The following is a 13,374-nucleotide window of genomic DNA, read 5'->3' as shown; positions in this document are numbered from 1 at the left end:
TATCTTTTATCTTTATAAGGGTTTTCCGGAAACCAAAACATGGGAAACCTACTTCTTTACTTTAAAGAGTTTAAACTATAGTAGTGTTTACGCAGCAGGATGGAACTTTGTAAATAAATTTGTCCCGTTATACCTTCTTCTTCTTTGGTTCCTGACCTGTCGGCATTGGTGGAAATATATTATCCTTATACCAATGACCTTGTTTATTTTTCAGCTTTTCTCTGTGCTTAACAGCTCCATTAGATATGTGGATGAAATGGAAATATACTGGCTTATCCCTGTCATATTGGTGACCACAGCAGTGGTCCAGACATTCCGGTTGAAGTTATTTTACAGGATAGTACGCGGCATCGACCTGAAAAAACTGGATGAAGAACTAAAAAATCACGAGACAAGTAAAAATGGCCCAATAAAATAATCCGGGGTTATTTTAGAATTTTTGCGTAATATTGTATACTCTTTTATATATACTAAAAATATTTTTCACCCCTCTTTTTTTTCGATAAAAAGTAATAAAGTTACGACGAAAGTATTAAATGACAGTATTTTATTTTTTGATAGGTTTGCTTCAACTAAATAACCAAAAAGCATACTATCATGAAATCAGTAAAATTATTCTTCTCAATTCTTTCCGCATTCTTTTTAACCGTTACTTTTCTTTCATTGCATAATCATTACCAGGAAAATAACATCAAGTTCGATGTCTCTCAAGAAAATATGAATAATTCATTAGCAGTTGACAAAGAAACCATGGAAAAAGGATCTGTAGGTATAGTGGCGGTTGACAAAGAAACTATGGAAAAAGGATCCGTAGGTATAGTGGCAGTTGACAAAGAAACTATGGAAAAAGGATCCGTAGGTATAGTGGCGGTTGACAAAGAAACTATGGAAAAAGGAACCGTAGGATAAACAGACAAATTCCATCAAGGAAATATATCAACTAAACAATACACTTAAAAAAATAAGTATCAAGTATTGTTTAGTTGGTGTTTTGTTTTCTATACTGCCTGATACAAGTTAATAATAAAATCTCCTAAGCCTTTTTAGGATATTCTGCTAAATAACCTCGTCGGAAAAAACGAAATTAGTTTTTCTCTTTTTTCCATTCTTTTTTTCTTCGTATATTGAACTCGTCTTGAGTTATTATAATTTGCTGCAAACCCCTCTTTTGCACCCATATTTTGCTTTTTTTCTCCCACATAGCTATGTTATGTGGCTCGAAAAAATCTTCATCTGGACATAAAATAGTGGTTTTTTGCCTAAATGAAACAACTCAAAACGAGTCCATTGTCTAAATCAATTTCTTATTCCATAATTCTATGAAACCAGAAAAGAAGAAAAAAACAATGAGGAGATCATTGATATTGGGAAGCCTTATAGCTCTTCTAATAGCCATATCCCCATATGTTTTTTATCTATATGAAAGTTTTCCTAAAGCAGAGGTATGGGAAACTCCATTTTTCTCGTTCAAAAGTGCTTACTTTAGTACCGTATATATGGCTGCCTGGAATTTCGTTAATAAGTTTGTCCCTCTATATCTTCTTCTTCTTTGGTTTTTTACTTGCAGACATTGGTGGTATCATATAATCCTGATACCTATAGCTATGTATGCTTTTCAGTTATTTGGTACTATTAATGATAATGTTTCATACGTGGATGAAATGGAAATTTATTACCTCATCCCCATTATGCTCGTCATTATCCCTATTGTATACTTGTTACGGTTGAGGCTCTTCGACAAGATCGTCCACGGCATTGATATGAAAAAACTGGATGAAGAATTGAAAAAGTATGAGGTAGAAGACGACGATTTCTCCAAATAATTTTTTAGCTTTACAAGTATTTGCAGTGTAAGATTATGAACGTAGCTCCGTCGCCATTTACCAAACAGCAGTTACTGCCGCAGGAAGAAATGTTGGAAGTCCTGAAACAAAAAGGCGAATTATTTATCGGTATTCCCCGGGAAATCGCTTATCAGGAAAAAAGGGTTTGCCTGACCCCTGATGCTGTAAATGCACTTACCGCTCATGGCCACCGGGTCATTATTGAATCTAAAGCCGGGGAAGGGGCCAATTTCACAGACACGGAATACAGCGAAGCGGGGGCCGAAGTGACCAACGATGTCAAAAAGATCTACTCTTGCCCTATTATTTTAAAGGTAGAACCTCTTTCTCTTGATGAGTTGAAACTTATCAACCCTCAAACCATACTTATTTCCGCCCTTCAGATCAAAACACAAAACAAAAAATATTTCGAGGAACTGGCTAAAAAAAGGATCACAGCCATTGCTTTCGAATATATCCGGGACGAAGATGGCAATTATCCCGCCGTACGCTCTCTGAGTGAGATCGCAGGGACTGCTTCTGTATTGATCGCTGCGGAACTGATGACCAATGTTAACAACGGCAATGGACTTATGTTTGGCAATATAAGTGGCGTACCTCCGGTAGAGGTTGTGATCCTAGGCGCGGGAACCGTAGGGGAATTTGCGGCCAGATCTGCCCTGGGGCTCGGAGCCAATGTTAAAATATTCGACAATTCCATCTCCAGGTTGAGACGTATACAAACCAGCCTGGGAAGGCCAATGCACACATCCACCCTGCAGCCCAAAAACCTCCTTAAAGCCCTGAGGCGATGCGATGTGGTTATCGGAGCGGTAAGAGGTAACAACAGGGCTCCGGTTGTCGTTACCGAAACCATGGTGGAAAACATGAAGACCGGAGCAGTCATTATCGATGTCAGCATCGATATGGGCGGATGCTTCGAAACCAGTGAAGTAACCACTCACGACAAACCCACCTTTGAAAAATACGGGGTCATTCACTACTGTGTTCCCAATATCCCCGCGAGATATTCTCGCACGGCTTCTGTTTCTATCAGTAATATCTTTACGCCTTATCTCCTGAAGATCGGTGAAGAAGGCGGACTGGAAAATTCCCTGAGATTTGACCGCGGTTTGCGAAACGGGTTGTATTTTTACCACGGAATTTTAACGAACAGAACAGTAGCCGAATGGTTCAATCTCTCGCACAGCGATATCAACCTGCTGATTTTTTAAAAAAAAACAGGGGATACCTTACTGTCTTAAAGGAAACCAGACCATTCAGCAGCTGAAAATTAATTACTGACCCGTATGGATATATTGAGAAGGATAGGCCTTTATCTGGTTGGCCTCGCCATAGGAATTGTGATCGTAACCTTTATTTTCAGGGAAAAGGGTACAGAATTCTGTTATTCGCCAAATTGCAGGGTTTTAAAGAATATCCGGGAAAAAGCTATCGTTTATTCGGAAGATGCCCGAAAAAGCCTGAAAGAAAATGCCATAGACACCACCGGGATCTCTGTTTCTGTCTTTACGAAAGGCGATGTCATCTTCTCTAAAAGCAATACCGAGCTAGATTCCTGCAAGACTTACACTATCGAAGGGACACTCACTACCGGAAAAATTGAGGTCTTTGTAAAAAACTGTGATCGTATTGCCAAAATAGCCACGATCACTCCACTGGATTAATATAGAGGTGAATCTTACCCGGAAACGGTCTCTCCGCTGTATTTCCGGAGAATATCTTTTATGATCAATTTAGCGTGTATCCTGGAATTTTCAATAAACCAGAGATGCGTGTCCATCCCTCCGCAGATCACTCCTGCCAGGTATAGCCCTCCCACATTGGTTTCCATGGTTTCCGGGTCGTATGAAGGATAGAATTTACCGTCATCCGACAGCTTCACTCCTATTTTTTCCAGGAAAGCAAAGTTAGGCATATAACCGGTAAGTGCGAGTACAAAATCATTAGGCAATACTTGCTCAACCTCAGGGGTGTTTATGACAATCTCGCCTTCCCGGATCTCCTTTACGGTACTTTGAAACCATGCTTTTACAGCACCTTCTGCAATGCGGTTCTCGATGTCGGGGCGTACCCAGTATTTCACCCTCCTGCCTATTTCTTCTCCTCTTACCACCATCGTTACGTCTCCTCCCTTGCGGTATATTTCCAGAGCGGCATCGACCGAGGAGTTACTGGCTCCCACTACCACAACTTTTTGCCCGGCATAGTAGTGCGGATCCTTATAGTAATGAGACACTTTGGGCAGATCTTCCCCGGGAACACCCATTCTGTTGGGAATATCGTAGAAGCCCGTTGCTACAATAACCTGTTTTGTACTATATACTGTTTTTGAAGAAGTCACTGTAAAGCCTTTCTTTTCCTTCCGGATATCCTTTACTGCCTCAAACAAACGGAGGTCGAGCTCATTGGAAGTTACGATCCGCCTGTAATATTCCAGGGCTTCCGCTCTTTGCGGTTTGCTCTTTATACTGATAAAAGGGATGTCGTCTATTTCGAGTTTCTCCGAAGTGGAGAAGAAGGTCATGTTCAAAGGATAGTTATAAAGCGAATTTGCAATGCATCCCTTTTCGACAACCACATAGGTCAGTCCCTTTTTCTGCGCTTCAAGGGCACAGGCAATACCAATAGGGCCACCACCTACGATTAATACATCATATTCCTTCATAGCAATTCTTTCTTTTTGTCATACAACGATCTTGCCTGCCCCCTGATATTCAACCGTTTAATTAAACAGTTATTACATTATCAAGCTATATAACCACTTTATATAATTTCACTTATCATTAGTCTTTATGTTTTGGCTCTCCAAGTTTACCTACCGATTTTGCCACTACGGTAGCCACGGTAGCATCCCCGGTGACATTGATCACTGTTCTGCACATATCGAGTATCCGGTCTACCGATAGGATAAGCGCAATACCCAGGGGGAGTTTATCCGCAGGAAAATTAATGGACTGCAACACTATAATCAACATTACAACCCCCACGCCCGGAACTGCCGCGGTCCCGATCGAAGCCAGTAATGCCGTGAAAATAATGGTCAGTTGATCTGCAAAGGTGATATCAAAATGCAGTGCTTCACAAATAAAAATGGTGGCTACCGCCTGATAAAGGCTGGTACCATCCATATTTATGGTAGCCCCGACAGGCAAGACAAAACTGCTCACCTCTTCATCCACTCCTATATACTCCTGTACTCTTTCCATATTCACCGGCAGGGTTGCCGCACTGGAACTTGTAGAAAAAGCCAGCAACTGCACAGGGCTCATCTGCCTTAAAAACCACAAGGGATTCTTTTTGACATAAACACTTATAAAGATCATATATACCACAATCATCAAAAACAGGCTGCCGATCACGGTAAAGGAGTATTTGAGCAATGCCACCAGTACATCAATATCGTTAGTTCCGACAACAACATTGGCCAGCAGGGCAAAAACGGCTACGGGAGCAATTTTAATAATAAGGTCCACCATTTTCAGAACAGCATCGTTAAGACTGTCAAAGAAACGCTTTAGTGGTTTTGCCTTTTCTTCCCCGATAAGCAGAAGGGAAACCCCGAGCAATACGGCAAAAAAGATCACCTGAAGCATCTGATTGTTATCGCTCATTGCCCCAAGAATATTGTCGGGCACTATATCCACAATAAATTCCACAAAGTTCTTGGTCTTCGTCTGACTGTCACTTATCCTCTGGTTTACGATATCTGCCTTATCCGAGTCGCTGGTAAGCTGAGTGATCGTTTCTTCAGAAATACCGGAACCCGGTTTTACAATATTGGCCACCCCAAGACCAATGGTTATGGCACAGATCGTAGTAAATATGTACAACATCAAAGTACGTATCCCTATACTGGAGAGCTTGGATATGTCCTGCATATCGGAAATCCCCTTGATAAGCGATGCGATGATCAGGGGAATAGCTATGAGCTTAAGCAGGTTGATGAACAGTTCTCCAAAAGGGTATATCCAATTTTCAACAAACGGCCTTCCCCATTCGTATTTTCCCAAAAGCAGGCCGAATACGACTCCTAAAACCATTCCTATACCAATCTGCCAATGCAGCGCTATTTTTTTCTTCATACAGTCTTGTTAAGTTTTTAAAGTATACTCCTCCCATTTCCGGGGCACAGCACATCTCCCGGTCAACACAGGGCCTATATCCTGGAATTTTTGCTCAGTAAATAATGATCGGCCAGTACAAGTGCAGCCATCGCTTCTACGATGGGCACTGCCCTAGGGACTACACAGGGATCGTGCCGTCCCTTACCCTGCATTTCCACAATATTACCTTCCTTGTCTATGGTTGGCTGGGATTGCATCAGAGTGGCCACTGGCTTAAAGGCTACGCGAAAATATATATCCATACCATTACTGATGCCGCCCTGTACTCCTCCGGAAAGATTGGTTTTTGTAGTGCCGTCCTCATTATAAAGGTCGTTGTGTTCACTTCCTTTCATCTTTGCCCCGCAAAATCCACTGCCGTACTCAAATCCCTTTACTGCATTGATCGACAACATGGCTTTGCCAAGGTCGGCGTGCAATTTGTCAAAGACCGGTTCTCCCAATCCTACCGGTACGTTTTGAATGACACAGGTCACTGTCCCCCCGACCGTATCTCCCTGTTTCCTGATCTCCCGGATATAGTCTTCCATCCTGGCAGCAGTTTCAGGATCAGGACAACGTACTGGATTACTTTCTATTTTCGAAAAATCCAGCTCCTGGTATGGTTTCTCAAGAAAAATATCACCTACGGACGAAACAAAGGCCTGTATCTTCACCTTTTTGAGCAACTGTTTGGCCACCGCACCTGCCACTACCCTGCAGGCTGTCTCACGGGCCGAACTCCTTCCTCCTCCCCGATAGTCGCGGAAACCATATTTCTGGTCATACACATAATCTGCATGACTGGGACGGTAGCTATCCTTGATATGTGAATAATCGTGCGATTTCTGATTGGTGTTTTCTATAACGAAACCAATGGGCACACCCGTGGTCTTTCCCTCAAAAACCCCGGAAAGAATACGGAATTCGTCCGGTTCCTTTCGCTGGGTCACAATAGCTGATTGTCCGGGCTTTCGCCGGTTGAGATCTTGTTGTATTTTGTCTAACTGAAGTTCCAGTCCGGCCGGACATCCGTCTATGATCCCCCCTAAAGCCTTTCCGTGTGATTCTCCAAATGTGGTAAGTTTGAATATCGTTCCAAAGGAATTTCCTGCCATCTAAGTCGATTTTGAACAAAAGTAAATGTTAATCGTTAATTATTCAAAATTAAAATGGAATTTGAGGAATGAAGAGGTTCCAGGTTCCTGGTTTAAGGTAAAATTACAACGGTTCCCGAGCGGCAGTCCCTGAGCGGAATCGAAGGGAGTCGAAAAAATCTTTTAATATATAATTAATTGCAAGGTAATCTTTTACTAACATAGAAGTATTTTCTTTACAAAAAATATTTCTGCATTGAAGAAGCGTAAAGTAGAGATCGTCGTCATATCGGATGTTCACCTCGGCACTTACGGATGTCATGCCGGAGAGTTACTTTCATATCTAAACAGTATAAACCCGGAAAAACTTATTCTCAACGGCGATATTATTGATATCTGGCAATTCAGAAAACGCTACTTTCCGAAAAAACACCTGCAAGTTATTAAAAAGATCATTGACCTCTCTACCAAAGGTACGCAGGTTTTTTATGTTACCGGGAATCACGACGAAATGTTGCGCAAATTCAGTGATGTAACCATGGGAAATATCGCCATTGTAGACAAACTTTCCCTTAAATTGGATGGAAAAAAGGCCTGGATATTCCACGGTGATGTTTTTGACGCTTCTATCCAGCACACCAAATGGATCGCCAAACTCGGCGGATGGGGTTACGATTTCCTTATTTTATTCAACCGTTTTATCAATTGGGTCCTGGTAAGAATGGGGCGGGAAAAATATTCCCTGTCCAAAAAGATCAAAAACAGCGTAAAAAAAGCGGTGAAATACATTAACGACTTCGAGAAAGTAGCTGCCGACCTGGCCATAAAGAACGGGTATAAATATGTAGTGTGCGGACATATACACCAACCGAAAATGATTCGAAAAGTCAATAAATATGGCACTTGTCTCTATCTTAATTCGGGAGACTGGGTAGAGAACCTCACCTCTTTGGAATATCATAAAAAACACTGGGAACTCTATAGTTTTAATGATGATAAACTCAGTCCCTTCTACACAGATGAAGACCTCAAATCCATGAGCTATAAAGATCTCCTTGCCGCTATTACCGTAACCGGTAAAAAACAAGATTGACATATTAATTTACACAAAATACAATATTACTTACATAATAAGTAAGTTTAATAACACTTCACGTATAAAAAGTTATTAACAATAAACATCCTTCGGTATAAACATAATACACTGATTTACAGACACAACAAAATCATAGCATTTTCATTTCGCCAAAATTCTTAATAACTTTTCACTAATTGTTGAGGTTATTTTTCCAAAAAAGCACTCTTAAGAGTAAAAGAGATAGAAGAACCTGTCGAAAACAAACCGGAAAAATACCTTGTTTTCCCTATGAACAATTCCCGATGACTGTCTGTAATATTGTAGCTCACCAGGAGTCCGGTATTTTTTTAGGCATATATAGAACTAAGCGTTTAACCAAACAAAAACTTAAACAAAATGGAAAATCCGGAAGAGCAAACCGTAACCGTCAACACACTACAATCTTTGAAAGAAGGAGATCTGTATGCCCGTGAAATTGTCTGTCGTCAGTACGAGACCAGAGTCCGTTTATACATTTTTTCCCTGGTAAAGTCTAAGAGAATAACCGATGAAATTGTCCGGGAAATATGTACTAAAGTATGGGAACAAAGAAAGGACATCCGGCCGGAGTCTTTTGATTCGTATGTTCTGGCCTTGTGCAAGGATATAACTTACCGGAAACTGGTACAAATATTCAGAGAACCAACAAGCCGGGAACAACTCTGGAAGGATATAATCGCCTTGCGTCGTTAAACCTTGTACTTCCACCCTTCCGGACAGGCTTTATCTGAAAAGTAACTGGGAAAATTGGTAAAGATCATTTTTCCACACGGTAAAGTCGTGTTTGCCTGGTTCTACATAATAGGTATGAGGGACCCCTTTTCTGCCCAGGTAATTATGTGTACGTTCACTAATATACAGGAGTTCGTCTTCATTGCCACAGGATATCCACAACAATTTGAGTTTTCGTATCACTTTTCCGGGTCTGGGCACCAGTTTTTCGGGTATCCAGGTGTTCGGTGCCGGTGAAAAAGCTCCGATCCAGGCAAACGCACCCAGGTTATGCAGTCCGAAATTCAATGCCTGTCCTCCTCCCATGGAGAGTCCGGCCAACCCGCGGTTTTCCCTGTTACTGTACACGGGGTAATTAGCTTCTATAAACGGAATAAGATCGCGAATAAGGTCACTCTCAAAATCGGCAAAAGCCTTTAATTTTTCTTTGTCGAACATATTATCTCCTACCCTGTCGTCTTTCATGGCCCTTCCGTTGGGCATAACCACGATCATGGGGGCGAGTTTATTTTCGGCATAAAGATTATCCAGTATAATACCGGGGTTGCCGTGATAATACCACTCCGTCTCATCCCCGCCTATGCCATGCAGCAGGTACAACACATTATATTTTTGATCTTCGGAAAAACCAGGAGGAGTATATACTGTTACCTTACGGTTTGTCCCCACAGTTTTAGAAGGATATTCTATGGTCTCTATCCTGCCCCTGGAGATCTCCTTACGGATGGTGTCGAACCCTTCGGGAGGTTTCATTTCCGATTGCGGACAAGCGGCATGAACAATGCCCAGCAACAGGAATACGCACAAATATGTGTTTCGGAAATTCATGATCAGGAGTTGGTTGGTCTGCCTCAATTATCTTTTTCGGTATAATACAGCAATTTAATGATCCCGTCAGATAGCCCTATTTTGGGAACATGTATTTTTTTCGCCCCGCTCCACTTCGTAGCGGAAAGGAAAATACGGGTAGCAGGTATGATCACATCTGCCCGGTCGGGATTGAGCCCAAGTTCGGATATCCGGTCATCATAACTGATGCTTTGCAGAAACTGGTACTGAGCATTCAACCAAATATACGAAAGCGGTTCTCCGGGTTTTCTTCCGGACATTTTATACAGCTTGTTAATATTTCCTCCGGAACCGATGAGCGACAGTTTTTTCAGTTTTTTGGTATTTTTCCTGATCCACTTTTCAATCGCTGCCCAGATATTCTCTTCCACCGTCTCATTCAGCAAGCGTACAGTTCCTATTTTAAAGGATTTTGATGTTATGATCTTTCCGTTGGAAAATATGGTAAATTCCGTACTTCCCCCCCCTACATCGACATACAGGTAAGACTTTTCGTTTTCGATGAGCTCATGCAGGTCGGTTGATGCGATGATGGCCGCCTCTTTCTTTCCGTCTATGACCTCTATATGGATGCCGGACTTTTTCTCTATTTCTTCCACGAGTTCGTTACCGTTACTGGCTTCCCTCATGGCCGATGTGGCACAGGCCCGGTATTTTTCCACATTGTGCACTTTCATCAACAGCTTAAAGGCCTTCATGGCATCGGTCATCCGTATAGCATTGGCTCTGGATATTTCTCCCAGGGTAAAGGAATCCTGCCCCAGCCTTATAGGTACCCTCACCAGGGAACTCTTTTTGAACTGGGGTTCTTTTCCCGGTTCTTCTATAACGTTGTTTATTAATAATCTTATGGCATTCGAACCAATATCTATACCTGCAAATTTTCGTATTCTGATCATATAAAACATATTCCGGGACATGTTACCACCGGAAAGGCCATCAATACCGGTGTTACACAGAAGGAACCGGGAATACGGGCCCGCCCCTCTGAGTATTTATCCCCTTCTTATTTCAATTTCTGTACGTAATAATCGTATGTAGCAAACTGTGACCGTACACTGGGAAGATCGTTCTTCCGATGGGCATTGTCCTGTTTGGCCGATATTACCCTTGCCTTTACATTATCACTCCAACTGATCTCAAAGGTTTCTATAAGCTCTTTTTTTATCTCTTCATCATAAACAGGACAACTAACCTCCACCCGGTAATCGATATTCCTGGTCATCCAGTCTGCCGAAGATATATACACTTTAGGGTGGCCTCCGTTTCCAAAGATAAACAATCTGGGGTGTTCTAAAAATTTATCCACAATACTTATCACCTCTATGTTTTCGCTCATTCCCATCACACCGGGTACCAGGCAGCAGGCTCCTCTTACGATCATCTGTATTTTTACGCCCGCCCGGCTGGCTTCGTAGAGCTTGTCTATCATCTTATAATTGGTAATACTGTTCATTTTCAATTTCAGATAGCCTTCCTTTCCGGCTTTTACATGGGCTATCTCCTTGTCTATGAGTTTAGAGAATGTCTTCCCCGTATAGTGTGGCGATACCACCAGGTGTTTGTATTTACGTATTTTATATGTGGTCTCAAAAAAGTCAAAAACCATATTGACTTCTTTTAATATGGATTCCCTGGAAGTGAACAATGTATAATCCGTATAGATCTTTGCGGTCGATTCGTTAAAATTTCCCGTACTTATAAAACCGTAACGCTTAATTTTTTCATTTTCCTCCCTTTCAATAACGCATATCTTGCTGTGCACCTTTAACCCAGGCACGCCGAAAATGAGTTTTACGCCTTCATTCTGCAATTGTTCGGCATATTCTATATTGGCCTCTTCGTCAAAACGGGCCTGTAATTCTATTTGTACCGTCACCTTCTTGCCGTTCTTTACGGCATTGATAAGACTGTTCGCTACCTGTGAGGTTTTGGCCAGCCTGTATACCGTGAGCTTTATGCTTCTTACCCTGGGATCCAGGGCCGCCTCACGAAGAAAACGTATTACGTATGAAAAAGTATGATATGGTGCAAAGAGGAGGTAATCTTTTTGTGCTATCTTATCCAGCACACTCCCCTGCAGGCTCAACCCTTTTACAGGGAGGGGCGGATAGGTCCTATACAGCAGGTCTTTCCTCCCGAGACTGGGAAAGCCCATATAGTCCCTCCTGTTGTGATACCTTCCTCCTGGGATAACGCTGTCCGTATTTTTTACCCGCATCTTTTCTTTGAGAAATCTCAGGGTATCCTTATCTATGTTGTCGTCATATACAAAACGTACAGGCTCACTTATTTCCCGGCCCTTTACACTACTGGATATCTTTTCTATAAAACTCTTACTGAGGTCGTTGTCTATATCCAGTTCGGCATCCCGGGTTATTTTTATCATATGAGCGGAAAGCGACTCGTAATTGAAAATATTGAAAATGGTGGGCATACAATACCGGATCAGGTCGTCGAGGATAATGATATAATTCTTCTCCCCTTCTTTCGGAAGGACAACGAAACGGCCTATATCCCTCGGAATTTCAATCAGGGCATAACGTATTTCACGGGGTTCGGAAGCAAACATTTTTTTCAGCCCCGTAGCCTTGTTCTCCTGCTTCATTACCATTTTCACTGCCAGGTAGGCAGCACTGTCCTTGAGCAGGGGAAATTCGGCCAGATCGTTCAGGAAGATCGTCATCAGAGCCGGACTGACCTTCTGCACGAAATAATCTACCATGAATTCTTTCTGGGATTCGGACACCTCGGTCTCGTCTATGATAAAAATATTCTCTTTTTCGAGCTCTTTTTCGATATACCGAAGAATGTTCTGGCTTTCGGCCTGTTGTCTTATCACTATTTTGGTGATGTCCTCGAGCAGGTCTTTCGCCACTTCACCACCCAGGGCGCTTTTCCCTTTTCTCCCGGAAAGGGCTATGCGTTTTACGGTGGCATATCTTACCTTAAAAAATTCGTCCAGATTGTTAGAAAATATTCCGAGAAAGCGGAGCCTGTCTATAAGCGGTACGGTTTCGTCCGTGGCTTCCTGTAATACCCTGGCATTGAATTGCAGCCAGCTGAGTTCCCTGTTGATGTACTGGTTTCTTATTTCTTCCATATTAACGTAAATGCTTTGGAAAGACCATGAGGTCCGTAGTGCCTTTTCCGATCTCTGCCCAGTGTTCCGCTTTAAAGGTTATATGTACCAATCCGGATGTGGGCAGGTTATCTGTATACTTATCCCCAAATTTATTGGAAACAGCGGTAAATGCATGATTATGCCCGAAGATCATAACGTTTTTATAACGGTTATCTAACGTTCTTAAAAAGTGATCTACGGAACTTCCGGAAAAATCATACAGTGCCTCGGTGAGTTGTAGGCGGGAAAGTGGGATATCCAGGTTTTTCAGAAAAATGGTGCAGGTGTGCAACGCCCTGTTTGCAGGGCTGGAAAAGGCCATATCGGGAACGGGGACTTTTCCCCTTACATGAGAAGACACCATTTCGGCATCCATCATCCCTCTTTCTTTGAGGGGCCGGTTCCTGTCTTCCACACTGTAATCCCAGGAGGATTTGGCATGTCTTATTAGGGTGAGTTGCTTCATGAAATTACAATTTCTGTATCATTCGGATTGCTGATATTC

At 42.2% G+C, this 13,374-nt stretch carries 14 protein-coding genes; 7 read left to right on the top strand and 7 right to left on the bottom strand.

Annotated features, from left to right (window positions below):
- Positions 1-193 precede the first annotated feature (193 nt).
- The 5 genes from KN811_RS21785 to KN811_RS02815 all read left to right on the top strand — a co-directional run bounded on the left by KN811_RS21785 (position 194) and on the right by KN811_RS02815 (position 3,511).
- Positions 194-418 carry a hypothetical protein gene (locus tag KN811_RS21785; RefSeq protein ID WP_247716388.1) on the top strand — a complete coding sequence of 75 codons (225 nt, stop codon included), beginning with the start codon at positions 194-196 and terminating at the stop codon, positions 416-418.
- Positions 419-597: 179 nt separating this feature from the next.
- On the top strand, positions 598-909 hold the full coding sequence (locus KN811_RS02830; RefSeq protein ID WP_187966404.1) for a hypothetical protein: 312 nt from the start codon (positions 598-600) through the stop codon (positions 907-909).
- A gap of 752 nt (positions 910-1,661) precedes the next feature.
- Entirely contained in the window at positions 1,662-1,823 is a 162-nt protein-coding gene (locus KN811_RS21780) for a hypothetical protein (RefSeq protein ID WP_247716387.1), read from the top strand.
- Positions 1,824-1,858: 35 nt separating this feature from the next.
- The gene (locus KN811_RS02820; RefSeq protein ID WP_216334656.1) at positions 1,859-3,058 is read left to right on the top strand and encodes an alanine dehydrogenase; all 1,200 of its coding nucleotides are present in this window, start codon (positions 1,859-1,861) and stop codon (positions 3,056-3,058) included.
- 75 nt (positions 3,059-3,133) lie between these two features.
- The gene (locus tag KN811_RS02815) at positions 3,134-3,511 is read left to right on the top strand and encodes a DUF4258 domain-containing protein (protein WP_187965368.1); all 378 of its coding nucleotides are present in this window, start codon (positions 3,134-3,136) and stop codon (positions 3,509-3,511) included.
- Positions 3,512-3,525: 14 nt separating this feature from the next.
- Here KN811_RS02815 and KN811_RS02810 read toward each other — a convergent pair whose 3' ends face one another.
- The 3 genes from KN811_RS02810 to aroC form a co-directional block, all read right to left on the bottom strand.
- Positions 3,526-4,512, bottom strand: coding sequence for a YpdA family putative bacillithiol disulfide reductase (locus KN811_RS02810; protein ID WP_187965369.1), 987 nt, complete (start codon positions 4,510-4,512; stop codon positions 3,526-3,528).
- Positions 4,513-4,630: 118 nt separating this feature from the next.
- Positions 4,631-5,929: a dicarboxylate/amino acid:cation symporter gene (locus KN811_RS02805; RefSeq protein ID WP_187965370.1), complete on the bottom strand. Its 1,299-nt coding sequence runs from the start codon at positions 5,927-5,929 to the stop codon at positions 4,631-4,633.
- A 74-nt stretch (positions 5,930-6,003) separates the two neighbouring features.
- Positions 6,004-7,068, bottom strand: coding sequence for a chorismate synthase (aroC, locus tag KN811_RS02800; RefSeq protein WP_187965371.1), 1,065 nt, complete (start codon positions 7,066-7,068; stop codon positions 6,004-6,006).
- Positions 7,069-7,303: 235 nt separating this feature from the next.
- Between aroC and KN811_RS02795 the strand changes: the two genes are divergently transcribed.
- Together KN811_RS02795 and KN811_RS02790 are read left to right on the top strand one after the other, a co-directional pair.
- Positions 7,304-8,140, top strand: coding sequence for a UDP-2,3-diacylglucosamine diphosphatase (locus KN811_RS02795; protein WP_187965372.1), 837 nt, complete (start codon positions 7,304-7,306; stop codon positions 8,138-8,140).
- A 381-nt stretch (positions 8,141-8,521) separates the two neighbouring features.
- The gene (locus tag KN811_RS02790) at positions 8,522-8,857 is read left to right on the top strand and encodes an RNA polymerase sigma factor (protein ID WP_187965373.1); all 336 of its coding nucleotides are present in this window, start codon (positions 8,522-8,524) and stop codon (positions 8,855-8,857) included.
- 30 nt (positions 8,858-8,887) lie between these two features.
- On the opposite strand, the gene KN811_RS02785 is transcribed toward KN811_RS02790, so the two are convergent.
- From KN811_RS02785 to KN811_RS02770, 4 genes are all read right to left on the bottom strand, one after another.
- On the bottom strand, positions 8,888-9,724 hold the full coding sequence (locus KN811_RS02785; RefSeq protein ID WP_187965374.1) for an alpha/beta hydrolase: 837 nt from the start codon (positions 9,722-9,724) through the stop codon (positions 8,888-8,890).
- Positions 9,725-9,747: 23 nt separating this feature from the next.
- Positions 9,748-10,644 carry a Ppx/GppA phosphatase family protein gene (locus KN811_RS02780; protein WP_187965375.1) on the bottom strand — a complete coding sequence of 299 codons (897 nt, stop codon included), beginning with the start codon at positions 10,642-10,644 and terminating at the stop codon, positions 9,748-9,750.
- Between the two features lie 107 nt (positions 10,645-10,751).
- Positions 10,752-12,848: a polyphosphate kinase 1 gene (gene ppk1, locus KN811_RS02775; protein ID WP_187965376.1), complete on the bottom strand. Its 2,097-nt coding sequence runs from the start codon at positions 12,846-12,848 to the stop codon at positions 10,752-10,754.
- A 1-nt stretch (position 12,849) separates the two neighbouring features.
- A complete protein-coding gene (locus KN811_RS02770) occupies positions 12,850-13,335 on the bottom strand; it encodes a SixA phosphatase family protein (protein WP_187965377.1) in 486 nt (161 codons plus the stop codon).
- Positions 13,336-13,374: the final 39 nt, after the last annotated feature.

This window comes from Sinomicrobium weinanense (assembly GCF_018863395.1).
Taxonomy (GTDB): domain Bacteria; phylum Bacteroidota; class Bacteroidia; order Flavobacteriales; family Flavobacteriaceae; genus Sinomicrobium; species Sinomicrobium weinanense.
Note: the sequence above shows the minus strand (reverse complement) of the source record. Positions and strands in the feature narration are given on the sequence as shown.